At 70.1% G+C, this 15,576-nt stretch carries 13 protein-coding genes, 5 tRNA genes and 1 pseudogene; 11 read left to right on the top strand and 8 right to left on the bottom strand.

Annotated features, from left to right (window positions below; all coding sequences use genetic code 11):
- Positions 1-15: 15 nt before the first annotated feature.
- Complete coding sequence (locus R2D22_RS10975; RefSeq protein ID WP_318102901.1) at positions 16-216, top strand: acyl-CoA carboxylase subunit epsilon; 201 nt, start codon at positions 16-18, stop codon at positions 214-216.
- A 121-nt stretch (positions 217-337) separates the two neighbouring features.
- On the opposite strand, the gene R2D22_RS10970 is transcribed toward R2D22_RS10975, so the two are convergent.
- From R2D22_RS10970 to R2D22_RS10935, 8 genes are all read right to left on the bottom strand, one after another.
- On the bottom strand, positions 338-919 hold the full coding sequence (locus tag R2D22_RS10970) for a GTP-binding protein (protein WP_017235983.1): 582 nt from the start codon (positions 917-919) through the stop codon (positions 338-340).
- Positions 900-1,454: a DUF742 domain-containing protein gene (locus tag R2D22_RS10965; RefSeq protein ID WP_318102900.1), complete on the bottom strand. Its 555-nt coding sequence runs from the start codon at positions 1,452-1,454 to the stop codon at positions 900-902. The genes R2D22_RS10970 and R2D22_RS10965 overlap by 20 nt, the downstream gene beginning before the upstream one ends.
- A 110-nt stretch (positions 1,455-1,564) precedes the next feature.
- Complete coding sequence (locus R2D22_RS10960; RefSeq protein WP_026057603.1) at positions 1,565-1,978, bottom strand: roadblock/LC7 domain-containing protein; 414 nt, start codon at positions 1,976-1,978, stop codon at positions 1,565-1,567.
- Positions 1,979-1,988: 10 nt separating this feature from the next.
- On the bottom strand, positions 1,989-5,162 hold the full coding sequence (locus R2D22_RS10955; protein ID WP_318102899.1) for a sensor histidine kinase: 3,174 nt from the start codon (positions 5,160-5,162) through the stop codon (positions 1,989-1,991).
- 337 nt (positions 5,163-5,499) lie between these two features.
- A complete protein-coding gene (locus R2D22_RS10950) occupies positions 5,500-6,090 on the bottom strand; it encodes a GTP-binding protein (RefSeq protein WP_318102898.1) in 591 nt (196 codons plus the stop codon).
- Positions 6,071-6,478: a DUF742 domain-containing protein gene (locus tag R2D22_RS10945; RefSeq protein ID WP_318102897.1), complete on the bottom strand. Its 408-nt coding sequence runs from the start codon at positions 6,476-6,478 to the stop codon at positions 6,071-6,073. The genes R2D22_RS10950 and R2D22_RS10945 overlap by 20 nt, the downstream gene beginning before the upstream one ends.
- Positions 6,479-6,612: 134 nt before the next feature.
- On the bottom strand, positions 6,613-7,026 hold the full coding sequence (locus tag R2D22_RS10940) for a roadblock/LC7 domain-containing protein (protein ID WP_046905435.1): 414 nt from the start codon (positions 7,024-7,026) through the stop codon (positions 6,613-6,615).
- A gap of 5 nt (positions 7,027-7,031) precedes the next feature.
- A complete protein-coding gene (locus R2D22_RS10935; RefSeq protein ID WP_318102896.1) occupies positions 7,032-10,658 on the bottom strand; it encodes a nitrate- and nitrite sensing domain-containing protein in 3,627 nt (1,208 codons plus the stop codon).
- Between the two features lie 550 nt (positions 10,659-11,208).
- Between R2D22_RS10935 and R2D22_RS10930 the strand changes: the two genes are divergently transcribed.
- The 10 genes and pseudogenes from R2D22_RS10930 (at position 11,209) to R2D22_RS10885 (ending at position 15,472) form a co-directional block, all read left to right on the top strand.
- Positions 11,209-11,394, top strand: a complete 186-nt coding sequence (locus R2D22_RS10930) for a hypothetical protein (RefSeq protein WP_318102895.1) — start codon at positions 11,209-11,211, stop codon at positions 11,392-11,394.
- 112 nt (positions 11,395-11,506) lie between these two features.
- Entirely contained in the window at positions 11,507-12,283 is a 777-nt protein-coding gene (locus tag R2D22_RS10925; protein WP_318102894.1) for a fumarylacetoacetate hydrolase family protein, read from the top strand.
- The gene (gltX, locus tag R2D22_RS10920; RefSeq protein WP_318102893.1) at positions 12,276-13,751 is read left to right on the top strand and encodes a glutamate--tRNA ligase; all 1,476 of its coding nucleotides are present in this window, start codon (positions 12,276-12,278) and stop codon (positions 13,749-13,751) included. Before R2D22_RS10925 ends, gltX begins: the two co-directional genes overlap by 8 nt.
- A gap of 73 nt (positions 13,752-13,824) precedes the next feature.
- Positions 13,825-14,100 (top strand): annotated as a pseudogene (locus R2D22_RS10915) (ABC transporter permease); the annotation flags it as partial.
- Positions 14,101-14,124: 24 nt separating this feature from the next.
- Positions 14,125-14,847 (top strand): HAD family hydrolase, encoded by a 723-nt coding sequence (locus R2D22_RS10910; protein WP_318102892.1) that lies wholly within the window; start codon positions 14,125-14,127, stop codon positions 14,845-14,847.
- A gap of 94 nt (positions 14,848-14,941) precedes the next feature.
- Positions 14,942-15,013: transfer RNA gene (locus R2D22_RS10905), tRNA-Gln, on the top strand.
- 42 nt (positions 15,014-15,055) lie between these two features.
- Positions 15,056-15,128, top strand: a tRNA-Glu gene (locus R2D22_RS10900).
- Between the two features lie 61 nt (positions 15,129-15,189).
- Positions 15,190-15,265 (top strand) — tRNA-Glu (locus R2D22_RS10895).
- An 18-nt stretch (positions 15,266-15,283) separates the two neighbouring features.
- Positions 15,284-15,355: transfer RNA gene (locus R2D22_RS10890), tRNA-Gln, on the top strand.
- 41 nt (positions 15,356-15,396) lie between these two features.
- Positions 15,397-15,472, top strand: a tRNA-Glu gene (locus tag R2D22_RS10885).
- The last annotated feature ends 104 nt before the right edge of the window (positions 15,473-15,576 follow it).

Raw genomic sequence — 15,576 nt, 5'->3', positions numbered from 1 at the left:
GAGGAGACGTCAGAAGTGACCACGCCCCTAACGGACAACCTTCTCCGGGTGGAGAAGGGCCACGCCGACCCGGAGGAGCTCGCCGCCATCACCGCGGTCCTGCTCGCCCGCGCCGCGGCCCAGCCGACCGAGACCGCGCACCGCGGCCGCTCCACGGCCGGCTGGCGCCGCCTGGAACGAGAGAACGGCTTCCGCGCCCCGCACAGCTGGCGCTGATCCGACACCCCGAAGGGCCCCGCTCCGATTCCGGAGCGGGGCCCTTCGCTGCCAGCGCGGTACGAACGCAGAAGGCCCCGCACCGGAAACGGTGCGGGGCCTTCTGCGTAACCCGGTGGGACTACCGCAGGCGGGCCATGAGGGCGTGCTCGACGAGGGTGATGAGCGCGCTCTTGGCGTCCGCGCGGTGGCGGGCGTCGGTGGTGATGATGGGGGTGTCGGGGCCGATCTGGAGGGCCTCGCGGACCTCCTCCGGCTGGTAGGGCTGGTGGCCGTCGAAGCCGTTGAGGGCGATGACGAACGGCAGGCCGCTGTTCTCGAAGTAGTCGACGGCGGGGAAGCAGTCGGCGAGACGGCGGGTGTCCACGAGCACGACGGCACCGATGGCGCCGCGGACCAGGTCGTCCCACATGAACCAGAAGCGGTCCTGACCGGGCGTACCGAAGAGGTACAGGATCAGGTCCTGGTCCAGGGTGATGCGGCCGAAGTCCATGGCGACAGTCGTCGTCGTCTTGTCGCCGGTGTGCGTGAGGTCGTCGATGCCCGCGGACGCAGACGTCATGACGGCCTCGGTGCGCAGCGGGTTGATCTCGGAGACGGCGCCGACGAACGTGGTCTTGCCCACGCCGAAGCCGCCCGCCACCACGATCTTCGCGCTGGTGGTTGAACGGGCCGCGCCGCCGCTAGAGCTTGCGAAGTCCACTGAGCACCCTTTCGAGCAGTGTCACGTCTGGCTGGCCGCCGGCGGCCTCGTCGCCGCCGGGCTGATGGATGGCGACGAGTCCGGCCTCCGCCAGGTCGGCGACGAGGATCCGGGCAACGCCAAGAGGAATGGAGAGAAGTGCCGAGATCTCCGCAACGGACTTGATCTCGAAGCACAGTCGGCAGATCCGCTGGTGCTCGGGCAACTGCCCCTGCAGCCGGGACGGATCGGCCGTGGTGGACACCAGCGCCTCGATGGCGAGCTGGTAGCGCGGCCGGGTCCGGCCGCCGGTCATCGCGTACGGACGCACCAGCGGGTTGTTGTTGGCGGACGCGCTCCGCGGGGGCGCGGACGGCTCCGCCCGACGCGGTGGTACGGACTGGGCGTAAGGCCCGGCCTGCGGCGGCTGGTAGGGCTGCTGTGCGCCCTGTCTGCTCGGCGAGGAGGGAAAGTTGAACCGGTTCTGTGCGGGGTCTCCCAACGGCTGATGCGCATCAAAACCGTCATAGGGGCGTCCGCCCGGGGGTGTTCCCACGTCTCCTCCTCCGACTGCCGTCGCGGTCCATGTCCCTGTGGAACCGCGCCACCGCACCTTATGGTGCGGTGGCGCAAAACGCACAGTCTGTCTGCTGGTTGAGAACAGTTCTAATTGAGCAGGCTGCCCTGGAGCTCCGCACGGAGGTCCGGGGTGAGGACGGTGCCGGCCCGGTCGACCAGCAGCGCCATCTCGTAGCCCACCAGGCCGATGTCGGCCTCCGGGTGCGCGAGCACGGCCAGCGAGGAGCCGTCCGAGATCGACATGATGAAGAGGAAGCCGCGCTCCATCTCGACCACGGTCTGGTTGACCGCGCCGCCCTCGAAGATGCGGGACGCGCCCGCGGTCAGCGAGGTCAGTCCGGAGGCGACGGCGGCAAGCTGGTCGGCGCGGTCCCGGGGGAAGCCCTCGGACATCGCCAGCAGGAGTCCGTCGGCGGAGACCACCACCGTGTGGGACACCCCGGGGGTGTTGTCCACGAAGTTGGTGATCAACCAGTTCAGATTCTGCGCCGCCTGGCTCATCGGGCTCACACTAACGCTCCTGGTTGTAGGTATTACCCGGGCCGAGGCCCGATCCGTTCGTGTCCGTACCCGCGTTGCGCCCCTGCTGGACACCGCGGCGCAGGTTGCTCAACCTGCCCCGCACGTCCTCCGGTGCGCGGGAGACCTGAGGGCCGCCCTGCGGGGTCTGCTCCGCGGTCCCCTCGACCAGATTGGCCTTGGGAACCCGCCGCGGAAGACCGGAGGAGGTGACCCCGCCCGCCTTCGGGTCGCGGAGCTTCTCGGCCCGCTGCCAGCGCTCGTCGTTGGTCGAGCGCCAGCCGTCGGGACCGTCGGCTTCGTTCTGCTGCTGCACCGGCTGCGGCTGGTGCACCTGCGGGGCCTGCGGCTGCTGGGACTGCTGCTGCGGGGCCTGCGGTGCGCTGCTACCGCGGCGCGGCAGACCGGCGTCGGTCAGCGCGTGACCGGTGTTCGGGGTGGGGCCCGGACGGTCGAAGCCTACGCGTTCGTCGGCCTGTTCGGGAGCGCCCTGAGCAGATTCCGATTCCGCTCCGTACCCCGGCTCGTAGCCGCCCTGGTAGGTACCCTGGTCGACCCACTCGCCCTGGTGGGGCTGGGGAGCGAACGGGTTGTCGTACTGCGCCTGAGCCTGGTCACGACCGTCGTACCCGGATTCCGCATAGCCCGACTCCGGGTAACCCGCCTGCGGCTGGTCGTAGCTCTCGTACCCCTGCTGCTGGTACGCGTAGTCGTCCTGCTGCGGGGCCTGCTGCCCGTACCCGCCGCCATAGCCCTGGTCCTGCTCGTGCGGCGCGTAGCCCTGGTGCGAGGGCTCCACCTCGTCACGGAACAGCGGACGGTCGCCCTCGGGGAGGGGGCCGCCGTGCGCCTGCGCCTCCAGGGCGGCACGCCGCTCCTCGCGCATCAGCGAGCGGTTGACCGGGTCCAGCTGGCGCTCGTCGACCTGCTCGTAGCGCGAGTCGTCGAAGCCGAGCTCGGCCGCGGTCCGCATCGGGGCGGCCTCGAAGGAGGACTGCTGCGGGATGATCTGGGAGACCGTGAAGTCGCCCTGGGGCAGATCGGCGCCACCGCCACCGTGGGTGATGGCGTCCGGGAGCATGACCAGCGACGTGGTGCCCGCCTGCTCGCCCGAGGGGCGCAGCTGGACACGGACGCCGTGCCGGTCGGCGAGCCGGCCGACCACGAACAGGCCCATGCGCTGCGAGACGGCGGCGTCCACGGTCGGCGGGTTGGCCAGCTTGTGGTTGATGTCCGCGAAGTCCTCGGCGGTGAGGCCGATGCCCTTGTCGTGGATCTCGACCATGACGCGGCCGTCGGGCAGACGGGTCGCGGTGACGCGGACCTTGGTCTGAGGGGAGGAGAACGTGGTGGCGTTCTCCAGGAGCTCGGCGAGCAGGTGCACGAGGTCGGTCACGGCCTGGCCGTGGATCTCGGCGTCCGGGACACCCGCCAGCTCGATGCGCTCGTACTGCTCCACCTCGGAGGAGGCGGCGCGCATGACGTCGACCAGCGGCACCGGCTGGTCCCAGCGGCGGCCCGGCTCCTCGCCGGCGAGAACGAGGAGGTTCTCGCCGTTGCGGCGCATACGGGTCGCCAGGTGGTCCAGGCGGAAGAGGTTCTCCAGCTGGTCCGGGTCGGCCTCGTTGTTCTCCAGGTCGGTGATCAGGGTCAGCTGGCCCTCGATCAGCGACTGGTTGCGGCGCGACAGGTTGGTGAAGATCGCGTTGACGTTGCCCCGGAGCATGGCCTGCTCGGCGGCGAGCCGGACGGCCTCGCGGTGGACCTGGTCGAAGGCCCGGGCGACCTCGCCGATCTCGTCCTGCGTGTCGATCGGGATCGGCTGGACCCGGGTGTCGACCCGGCCCGGCTCGGTGCGGGACAGCTGGTCGACCAGCATCGGCAGACGCTGCTCGGCGATGCCGAAGGCGGCGGTGCGCAGCTCGCGCATCGAGCGGCTCATCTGGCGGGCCATGAGACCGGCGATGATGAAGGCGGCCAGCAGGGCGACGACGGTGATGCCACCGGTGAGGTACGCGTCGGTCGCGGCGTCGTCGGAGATGTTCGCGGCCTCGGACACGGCCTTCTCGACGAGCTCGTCCTCGACCGTCTTGTAGCCCTCGAACTTCGCGGTCGCGGCGCCCATCCAGGTCTGGACGGTGATGTCCTTCTTGCTCAGGGCCCGGATCGCCGACGGGCTGGACGCCTTGCCGATCTCGCCGGCCATGCCGGTGAAGACGGAGCCGTCCTTCTCGCCCTTCGGCGGCTGCAGGCCGGCGGCGTCGAGCTTCTTGCCACCCTCGACGGACTTCGCCGTCATGACCTCCGTGAGGCGCGCGACATCGGCCTCGGAACCGCCCGAGAGGTACTCGCCGAGGGCGATCTGCTCCAGGTAGTTGTACGACTGGAAGGCGACCGACTGCTGCGCGAAGACGCTCTTGTCCTTGCTGGGCCGGACCAGGAGCTGGGTGCCGATGGAACGCTGCAGCGACGCGGCGCCCTTGGCGAGCTGGACGGCGTAGACGGTACGGCCGTAGCTGGTGATGTTGCCGGTGCCCAGGCCGAGCTCGTTGGAGAACTCCATGAGGTAGTGCTGCACGCCGGTGTACCCGAGCTGGGTGTTCACCGGGTCGAGGCCCGGGGTGTACGCGGCCTCGCGCAGCTTGGCGAGCTTGGGCTCCTCGCGCTGGAACAGGTCCAGGCGGCGCTCCAGGCCCTGGCCCGAGGGGAGGTCCTTGATGGCCTCGTCGAACTTGACCTTGGCGGCGTCGGTCGCCGCGTAGACGTCCTTGACCTCCTTGGCCTCGCGCGCCTCGGGAGTGGTGGCGGTGAGCAGCGGAACGGCGGTCAGGTCACGCTCGTTGAGCAGGGCGTTGCCGTAGTCCGCGGCGGCGCGCACGATGAGCGCCGTCTTCTCGGCGTCCTGCGCCTCCTGCCAGGTGTCTATCGACCCCTTGACCTGGAATCCGCCCATGACGAGGCCGACCAGCACGGGTATGAGGAGGATCGCGTTCAGGCGGGTGGGCACCCGCCAGTTCCGCGGGGACAGCTTGCTGGAACTGCCCGCCTTGGGGGCGGGCTGGTGGGGGGTTCCGGGCTCGTCCGCAGGCGATGCCGCTGTGCGCGGCGGCGGGGTGAAGTTGCCCCGCGCCTGCTGCTCCGCGGAGCTTTCCTTGCTTCGCCTCACTCGACCAACAACCTCTCGGCGTCGGCACCTACGTTGTGCCGTGTTTCGTTCAGGGCCGTACTACTCGGGAGTTCATGAATTGCAGCACGTGAAGGGTGTCCCTTCCAAACAGCCTGAACGGTCGGTTTTCAGTGGTCCAGGCCGCAGATAAATCGGGCATAAAGAGCGAGCCCCGTCAAATGGCGGGGCTCATGTGAGCGCAGTGGTACCGGTCGGATGCGTCGGGTGTCCGAAGGGACCCAATTCTCTGTCGAAACGTTATGAACACGGGGGCGGACCGTGTCAAAGGACACAGGCCGCCCCCAAGATCTCTACGACAACTGCCGTATGCGCTCTTCTACTTGAGACGTGCCATCAATGCGTGCTCGACGAGGGTGATGAGCGCGCTCTTGGCGTCCGCGCGGTGGCGGGCGTCGGTGGTGATGATGGGAGTGTCCGGGCCGATCTGGAGGGCCTCGCGGACCTCCTCCGGCTGGTAGGGCTGGTGGCCCTCGAAGCCGTTGAGGGCGATGACGAACGGCAGGCCGCTGTTCTCGAAGTAGTCGACGGCGGGGAAGCAGTCGGCGAGACGGCGGGTGTCGACGAGGACGATGGCGCCGATGGCGCCGCGGACCAGGTCGTCCCACATGAACCAGAAGCGGTCCTGACCGGGCGTACCGAAGAGGTACAGGATCAGGTCCTGGTCCAGGGTGATGCGGCCGAAGTCCATGGCCACGGTGGTGGTGGTCTTGTCCCCGGTGTGGGTCAGGTCGTCGATGCCCGCGGAGGCGGACGTCATGACGGCCTCGGTGCGCAGCGGGTTGATCTCGGAGACGGCGCCGACGAACGTGGTCTTGCCCACGCCGAAGCCGCCCGCCACCACGATCTTCGCGCTGGTGGTCGAGCGTCCGGCCGTCCCGGTCCCGCCGTCAGAGCTTCCGAAGTCCACTGAGCACCCTTTCGAGCAGAGTCACGTCCGGCGTGCCGCCGGCCTCGCCGTTGCCCGGCTGGTGGATGGCCACCATGCCGGCCTCGGCCAGGTCGGCCACGAGGATCCGGGCCACGCCCAGCGGCATCGACAGCAGGGCCGAGACCTCCGCCACCGACTTCACCTCACGGCACAGGTGGCAGATCCGCTGGTGCTCCGGGAGCAGACTGGCGAGGTGCGCCGGGTCCGCCGTGGTGCTGACCAGCGCCTCGATGGCGAGCTGGTAGCGCGGCCGGGTCCGGCCGCCGGTCATCGCGTACGGACGCACCAGCGGCTGGTCGCCTTCATGTCCGTACGGCTCGTCTAGGGAGGCGCCGTACGGATCGTGAGAGGCGGTGGGCGGGGTCATGAATCCTCCGGGCGTGACAGCAAAGGTTCTACTGCCGTCTATTGGGGCCGGTGGGGGGGCCTTGGGGCGGCCGGACGGTGAGTGGTGCCGCAGAGCGGTGCGGAGGGGCGCACCGCTCTGGTGTGCGTGGCGTACTAGTGGAGCAGGCTGCCCTGGAGCTCCGCACGGAGATCCGGGGTGAGAACGGTGCCGGCCCGGTCGACCAGCAGCGCCATCTCGTAGCCCACGAGGCCGATGTCGCATTCGGGGTGTGCGAGCACGGCCAGCGAGGAGCCGTCCGAGACCGACATCAGGAAGAGGAAGCCGCGCTCCATCTCCACGACGGTCTGGGCGACGGGACCGCCCTCGAAGATCCGCGAGGCTCCCGCGGTCAGCGAGGTCAGTCCGGACGCGACCGCCGCCAGCTGATCGGCGCGGTCACGCGGAAATCCTTCGGACATGGCCAGCAGGAGTCCGTCGGCGGAGACCACCACGGTGTGGGACACCCCGGGGGTGTTGTCCACGAAATTGGTGATCAGCCAGTTGAGATTCTGTGCAGCCTGGCTCATCGCGCTCAAAACTCACGCTCCTGCTGGTGAGTGGGGCCTATGTTGAAGCTACCCGTGGTCGAGTTGCCCGCCTGTCGGCCCTGCTGGATGCCGCGGCGCAGATTGGTGAGGCGGCCGCGGACGTCGTCGGGTGCGCGCGAGACCTGAGGGCCGGCCGTGTGGGCCTGCTCCTGCGCGGTCCCGGGCACGAGGTTGGCGCGCGGCACGCGCCGCGGCAGCCCCGAGGTGGTGACGCCGCCGGCCGCGGGCTTACGGACCCGCTCGGCCTGGCGCACCAGCTCGTCGTTCGGGGAGGTGCGCCACGTGGCGTTCTGCTGGGTGTCGTTCGCCTGCGGAGCGGGCGCCTGCGGCGATGCGGACTGCGGCGACGCGGCCGGACGGCGCGGGGCCGACGGAGCCGGGCGCTGCGGCTGCTGCTGCTGGGGCTGCTGCGGCACCACCGGCGTCTGCATCGTCTGCTCGACGTCGGCGGGACGCCCCGCGTCGCCGGGCTGACCGTGGAACCAGTTGGTCTCCAGCGTGTCGTACAGCGGCGTACGGCCGTCACCGGCGCCGGGCGCCGGAGGCAGTGCCTCGGGCTGCGGCGCGGCGGGCAGGCCGGCGGCAGGACGCGGTGCGAAGCCGGAGTCCTCGCGGCCGCGCTGACGCGGGGCCGGAGGCTGCTGCTGGGGCTGGTTGAAGTCGGGCCGTGCGAACGGCGCGGTGGCCGACGGGTCCTGCGCACCACCCTGGTACTGCTGCTGGGGCGGCTGCTGCTGGTTGAAGTCCGGGCGGGCGAACTGGCCGGTGGAGCCGGGGCCCTGGGGCGCCGCGGAACGGGTGTACGGCCCGGTCGCCTCCGGCTCCTCGTGTCCGCGCGGCGCGTCCAGCGGGGACTGCTGCCGACGCGGCGCGGACGCCTGGTCGTTGCCCCAGCTCGGGGTCTGCGGGCGCTGCGCCTGCGGGGCAGCGCCCGGCAGCTCGGCACGCGGGCCGCCCACCGGCGGGAGACCGGGACGGCGGCCGGTCCCGGCCGCGTCGCCCTGGCCCTGCTGCGGGCGGGCCTGCTCGGCGTTGCCGGCCGCGGGCGGCTGGAAGGCGTTGCGGGCCGGCTGCGGGGCCTGGGGAGCCTGCGGGGCCTGGGCGTTCTGGCCGGAGCCGGAGCTCTGCCAGACGTCCGTACGCGACGGGATGGCGCTCTGCGCACCGCCGCCGAAGCCGGACGCGCCGGCGCCCTGACGCTGCGGGTTCTGCGGCGCCTGCTGACCCGTGCCCTGGCTCTGCGGGTTCTGACCGGGGTTCTGCGGGTTCTGACCGTTCGGGCGCGCCGCGCCGTCGCGGCCGGGCAGTGCGGCACGCGGGCCGGGGGCCGCGCCGAGCCGGCCGCCGCCCCCGCCGAGGCCGCCGGCCGAGCCGGGACCGCCGGTGAGCCGGCCGCCCGGGGCGGACGGAGCCTGCGGCATCTGGCCCTGGCCGCCGGCGCCCGCCTTGGGCACGGGCTTCTTGCCGCCCTGGGCGACGTCCACGGGGAGCATGACGAGCGCGGTGGTGCCGCCCGAGTCGGACGGGCGCAGCTGGATGCGGATGCCGTGTCGCAGGGACAGGCGGCCGACCACGAACAGACCCATGCGGCGCGAGACCGAGACGTCCACGGTGGGCGGCGACGCGAGCCGCTCGTTGATCGCGGCGAGGTCCTCGGGGGAGAGGCCGATGCCGGTGTCGTGGATCTCGACCAGGACGCGGCCGTCCGGCAGCGCGTGGCCGGTGACGCGGACCTTGGTCTGCGGCGAGGAGAACGAGGTGGCGTTCTCGAGCAGCTCGGCGAGCAGGTGCACGAGGTCGTTGACGACCCGGCCGGCGACTTCGGTCGCCGGGACCGCCGCCAGCTCGATGCGCTCGTACTGCTCCACCTCGGACGCGGCGGCGCGCAGGACGTCGACCAGCGGGACCGGGCGGGTCCAGCGGCGGCCGGGCTCCTCGCCCGCGAGGACGAGGAGGTTCTCGCCGTTACGGCGCATGCGGGTCGCGAGGTGGTCGAGCTTGAACAGCGAGGACAGCTGGTCCGGGTCGGCCTCGCGGGACTCCAGCTCGGAGATGAGCGAGAGCTGACGCTGGATGAGGCCCTGGGAACGGCGCGAGAGGTTGGTGAACATCGCGTTGACGTTGCCCCGGAGGAGGGCCTGCTCGGCGGCGAGGCGGACCGCCTCGCGGTGCACGTCGTCGAAGGCCGTGGCCACCTTGCCGATCTCGTCCCGGGAGTGCACACCGACGGACTCGACGGAGGTGTCGACGTCCTGCGGGTCGGTCTCGGAGAGCTGCTTGACGAGCTCGGGCAGACGTTCCTGGGCGACCTTGGTGGCGGTGTCCTGGAGCCGGCGCAGCGACCGGATCATGGACCGGGCCACGACGAAGGCGCCGACGAGGGAGACACCGAGGACGAGCAGGATCAGCGCACCGTTGATGATGGCGTCGCGCTGCGACTCCTGCTTCAGCTCGCGGGCCTTGGCCTCCATCTGGTCCAGCAGGGCGGCCTCGAGCTGGCTCATGGCCCGGATCTTGGTGCCGTACTCGTCGGTGAAGTCGAGGTAGCCGCGACGGTTCGCCGTGTCCAGACCGGTGTCGGAGGTCAGCACGCGGGTGGCGTACGTCTCCGCGGACTCGACCGACGGGTTGCCGCTGTCCAGGGAAGAGGTGAACTCGACGGCGTTGCCGCCGATGGACTCGTAGATCGCCGCGAAGCGGGTGCGGGCGTTGGACTCGGACCTCCGTGCCGCCTCGGCGTACAGGCGGTCCTGCCGCTCCAGGCGGCCGGCCTTCTGGTCGGTCGGCGGCAGCGCGGCGGCGATGATCGCCTGCTGGATGGAGGCGTACTCCTTGGCCTGCGAGAACGCGGCCAGGGCCCGGGTCCGCTTGATCATCTCCGGGTTGCTGGTCGCCTGCGCCATGTCCTGCGAGAGGCTGAGCAGCGAGTCGATGATCTGGCTGTAGCCCTCGACCGTCTGCGAGATCGACTCGCCCTTCTTGTACGCCGTCTGCCGCAGCGTATCGAGGCCGATGACCTGCTGGGCGATCTGGTTGGCGTTGGAGCGGATGCTCTCGAGCGCGTCGTCGCCCTGGGTGTCGCCGATGTCGCCGGTCGCGTCGAGGAAGGCCTGCCGGGCGCGGTCGGTCTTCTTGCGCGGGTCCGCGACCTTGAACTCGTCGGGGGAGGAGCCGTTGGAGAGCGGACCGGCGGACAGGTCGCGCTCGGCCTGGAGGGCCTCGGCGAGGTCCGTGGCCTCCTTGGTCATCTTGGTCAGCAGCTGCATGTGCTCCAGCTGCTCCATGTCCTGGAGGGACTCGTTGATACGAATCCCGCCCAGGGTGGTGGCCGCGACCACGGGCAGCGTGAGCAGCGCGACCAGGCGCGTGGAGATGCTCCAGTTGCGCAGGGCTATTCGCGAACCTGCTTCCGAAGGCCCCTTGGGCTTCGGCCGGTTCTTGGGTTCGGGCGCCGGAGCGCCGGCGGTGTTCCCGCGCGCCGCGGTGTCGCCCTCGTCCGCCGGACCCTGACCCGGGTTCTGAGCGTGCTGGGGCGAGGAGCCGCGGTCGGTCCCGCCGCGCGGCTCCTGTTCCGCCGCGCTGCTGCCATCCCTCTTGAAACGTCCCTGCACTAGCGTCGCAACCTCTGGACCAGGCGTCCCCCCGCGTGAACGGGACAGGACGGTGTCGGCGTCTTGGGGCACACAGTGCACCCCATGGTGGTCGTCGTCGACCGGCGCAGTTCCCCCTTCCCCGCCGCTCGCTCGGCGCTGTACAGCGCCCCCTGCGCGCCGGTCTCAAACCCGCGGCGGTGCGTGGAATTCCAGCACAGTGCCGGATCTCCAACAAGAGCCGTGTCCGTGGTGTCGAAAGGCATGACAACGCGTGAACATCATGTCACGCGATGTAGAAGATGATCACGGAGGAATCGGACTTTTGCTTACCAAGCGGCGAGTGTTGCCGAGTGTCCCAGTCGCCATGATCAGGAGCGGAATGACTGATTCACGCACGCAATGTCCGTTTCATTGGCCTTGACCAATGGGGTGTAATGCCCGGATTGCCCTGCGAGTGGTGAGCAAACTCACACGTAGATCGTTGCGTCTTCCATGCATTCGAAGGGGATCGAGTGTTTAGCCTGACGCTTTACAAACTCCGCCGCTCTGTAGAGGTCTGACGCCCGCGATGAAGACGACGATGCTCCTGCGCACCACCGCCAACCCCCGCCGCACCACGCTGGCGCACCTGGAGGACGCCGAGCTGCTGGAGCGGGGCGCCCAGCCCGAGCACACCGTCGAACTCCCCACCCAGACCGCGAACCCGCGCCGCACCGTCCTGATGGACGCGCCGGTCGCCGCCGTCGCGGAGTAACCGCCGCCGAGCCCTACCCCTTCCCGCCGGGTAATACGGCGGGCCGTCCCGCTCGCCGCGCTAGCCTGGAGCGTCAGACTCCAGCCAGCTTCAGTGAGGGGCGACAGCACTCGTGCGCATCGCCAGATTCTCCATCGACGGCAATGTCGCCTTCGGCGCCGTCGAGGGCGAGGGCCAGGACGGCCTCGTTCTCGACATCATCAAGGGCATCCCGTACACCGACTTCGAGCTCAGCGGGACGAAGGTCCCCCTCGACAAGGTACGGCTCCTGCCGCCCGTGCTCCCCAACAAGGTCGTGGCCATCGGCCGCAACTACGCGGAGCACGCCGCCGAACTCGGCAACGAGGTCCCCGAGGCGCCGATCACCTTCTTCAAGCCCACCACCTCGGTGATCGGCTCCGGTGACGCCATCGAGTACCCCTCCTTCTCCGACGAGCTGCACCACGAGGCCGAACTGGCCGTGGTCATCGGCCGCATGTGCCGCGAGGTGCCCCGCGAGCGGGTCAAGGACGTCATCTTCGGCTACACCTGTGCCAACGACGTCACCGCCCGCGACGTCCAGAAGCGCGAGAAGCAGTGGGCCCGCGCCAAGGGCTTCGACACCTCCTGCCCGCTGGGCCCCTGGGTGGAGACCGACCTCGACCCCGCCGACGTCACCATCCAGTGCACGGTCAACGGTGAGCAACGCCAGCTGGGTCGGACGAGCGACATGATCCGCTCCATCGAGGACCTGGTCGTCCACATCACCGAGGCCATGACGCTGCTCCCGGGCGACGTCATCCTCACCGGCACCCCCGCCGGGGTCGGCCCCCTCAACGTCGGCGACGAGGTCGCCGTCACCATCGAAGGCATCGGCACTCTCACCAACAAGGTGATCAAGCGTGGCTAACGCGAACATCCGCGTCCGTTTCTGTCCCTCGCCGACCGGCAACCCCCACGTGGGCCTGGTCCGCACCGCCCTGTTCAACTGGGCCTGGGCCCGGCACAACCAGGGCACCATGGTCTTCCGCATCGAGGACACCGACGCGGCCCGCGACTCCGAGGAGTCGTACAACCAGCTGCTCGACTCGCTGCGCTGGCTCGGCCTCGACTGGGACGAGGGCCCGGAGGTCGGCGGCCCGCACGCCCCGTACCGGCAGTCCCAGCGGATGGACATCTACCGGGACGTCGCCGAGAAGCTGCTCGCCGGCGGCTACGCGTACCACTGCTTCTGCACCGCGGTCGAGCTCGAGGCCCGCCGCGACGCGGCCCGCCTGGCCGGCAAGCCCTCCGGCTACGACGGCACCTGCCGCAACCTGAGCGCCGAGCGCATCGAGCGCTACCGCGCCGAGGGCCGCGAGTCGATCGTCCGCTTCAAGATGCCCGACGAGCCGATCACCTTCACCGACCTGGTCCGCGGCGAGCTCACCTTCACCCCGGACAACGTCCCGGACTACGGCATCGTGCGCGCCAACGGCGCCCCGCTGTACACCCTGGTCAACCCGGTCGACGACGCCCTGATGGAGATCACCCACGTCCTGCGCGGCGAGGACCTGCTCTCCTCCACCCCGCGGCAGATCGCGCTCTACAAGGCGCTGATCGAGCTGGGCGTCGCCAAGGAGATCCCGTCCTTCGGCCACCTGCCGTACGTGATGGGCGAGGGCAACAAGAAGCTCTCCAAGCGCGACCCGCAGGCGTCCCTCAACATCTACCGCGAGCGCGGCTTCCTGCCCGAGGGCCTGCTGAACTACCTCTCCCTCCTGGGCTGGTCCTTCTCGGCCGACCAGGACCTCTTCTCGATCGAGGAGATGGTGGCGAAGTTCGACATCGCGGACGTCAACGCCAACCCGGCCCGCTTCGACCTCAAGAAGGCCGAGTCGATCAACGCGGACCACATCCGCCGCCTCGACGTGAAGGCCTTCGCCGAGGCCTGCGAGCCCTGGCTGCAGGCCCCGCACGCGAACTGGGCCCCCGAGGACTTCGACCGCGCGGCCTGGGAGCGGATCGCCCCGTACGCCCAGACCCGCCTCACCGTCCTCTCGGACATCACGGCCAACGTCGACTTCCTCTTCCTGCAGGAGCCGGTCGAGGACGAGGCGTCCTGGCAGAAGGCCATGAAGGAGGGCTCCGACGCCCTGCTGCGCACCGCCCGCGAGAAGCTGGACGCGGCGGACTGGAACGACCCGGAGTCCCTCAAGAACGCGGTCCTGGCCGCCGGCGAGGAGCACGGCCTGAAGCTCGGCAAGGCCCAGGCCCCGGTCCGCGTCGCCGTCACCGGCCGCACCGTCGGCCTGCCGCTCTTCGAGTCCCTGGAGATCCTGGGCAAGGAGAAGACCCTGGCCCGCATCGACGCGGCGCTGGCGAAGCTCGCCGCGTAAGGGCACCCGGTACGAACCGAAGGGGCGCCGGCCATGTGGCCGGCGCCCCTTCGACGTTCCGTCGTTCCCGGGTGGCCCGCGACGGGCGCTCGGCGCGCGTGGACGCCACATCACCCTGCAGTTCCTCGCCGAGTCGGGCGCCCTCGGCGCCCTGGGCGGTCTCGTAGGCACGTCCCTGGGCGTCCTGACCGTGGTGGCGGTCGCGGTGATCCGTGACTGGACCCCGGTGATCCATCCGGCGACGGCGGCCGCGGCCACGGCGATCGGTCTGGTGACCGGTCTGGGCGCGGGCCTCTACCCGGCCTGGCGCGCCGCCCGCATCCAGCCGGCGGAGGCCCTGCGGCGCTGACCGGGTGGCGGGTACGGTCGTCCTATGGCCATCCGCGCGGTCCTGTGGGACATCGACGACACGATCTTCGACTACGCCACGGCCGACCTGACCGGCATGCGCGATCACCTCACGGCCGAGGGCCTGGTGGACGGATTCGGCTCCGTCGGCCAGGCCCTTCGTCGTTGGCAGGAGCTCACCGTGCTGCACTGGCGGCGGTACGAGGCCGAGGGCGGGGACTTCCAGGAGCAGCGGCGCGCGCGGGTGCGGGACTTCCTGGGGGAGCCGGGGATGACCGCGGACGAGGCGGACGCCTGGTTCCGGCGGTACGTCGTGCACTACGAGGCCGCCTGGGAGCTGTTCCCCGACACCGTGCCGGTCCTCGACCTGCTCGCGGGTGACTACCGTCACGCCGTCCTGTCGAACTCCAGCATCCACAACCAGGACCACAAGCTCCGCGTGCTGGGTGTACGGGACCGGTTCGAGGCCGTCCTGTGCGCCGCCGAGCTGGGGGTCGCCAAACCCGCCGCGGAAGCCTTCCACGCCGCCTGCGAGGCCCTGCGGCTGCCTCCGGAGCAGGTCGCGTACGTCGGCGACCAGCCGGACATCGACGCCCGCGGGGCGTCCGACGCGGGGCTCGCCGGCATCTGGCTGGACCGCGCGGACGCCGGCGGCCGGCCCGAGCTGACCCGCATCACCGACCTCCACCAGCTCCCCGCGGTGCTGCGCGGGGATACCCGTTTTGGAGCGCCGGACACCTTCAGGTAATGTTCTTCCTGCGCCGAGGGGAGCAAGCCGAAAGGCCGAAACCCTCCGGAGCACAACCCGAACAAGATCCCCCTCGACGGGGATCGCGTTTTGGTGGCCTATGGTGTAATTGGCAGCACGACTGATTCTGGTTCAGTTAGTCTAGGTTCGAGTCCTGGTAGGCCAGCTCGCAGAGCTCATCTGCACGTACGTGGATCTCATCCACAAAGCCCCCGTTGTGTAGCGGCCTAGCACGCTGCCCTCTCAAGGCAGTAGCGCCGGTTCGAATCCGGTCGGGGGTACAGATCCTTCCCGCGGGATCACCTGGGTCGCACCCGGTGGACCCGATGCAGGATCGCTAGGGCCCCCGTTGTGTAGCGGCCTAGCACGCCGCCCTCTCAAGGCGGTAGCGCCGGTTCGAATCCGGTCGGGGGTACCAACTGGTCTAAACCACCAGTGGCCTATGGTGTAATTGGCAGCACGACTGATTCTGGTTCAGTTAGTCTAGGTTCGAGTCCTGGTAGGCCAGCGCAGTAACATCATGCGACTCCGTCGCGTGGTCAAGATCTTGCCCCCGTTGTGTAGCGGCCTAGCACGCCGCCCTCTCAAGGCGGTAGCGCCGGTTCGAATCCGGTCGGGGGTACCAAACGAAGAAGCCCTTCCCTTCGGGGGAGGGCTTCTTCGCTGTTTGGCTCCGGACGTACAACTCCGGCCCACCGCTGCGGCGTTGGAGCGGTGGGCCGGGAACGA

The organism is Streptomyces sp. HUAS YS2 (assembly GCF_033343995.1).
GTDB lineage: Bacteria > Actinomycetota > Actinomycetes > Streptomycetales > Streptomycetaceae > Streptomyces > Streptomyces solicathayae.
Note: the sequence above shows the minus strand (reverse complement) of the source record. Positions and strands in the feature narration are given on the sequence as shown.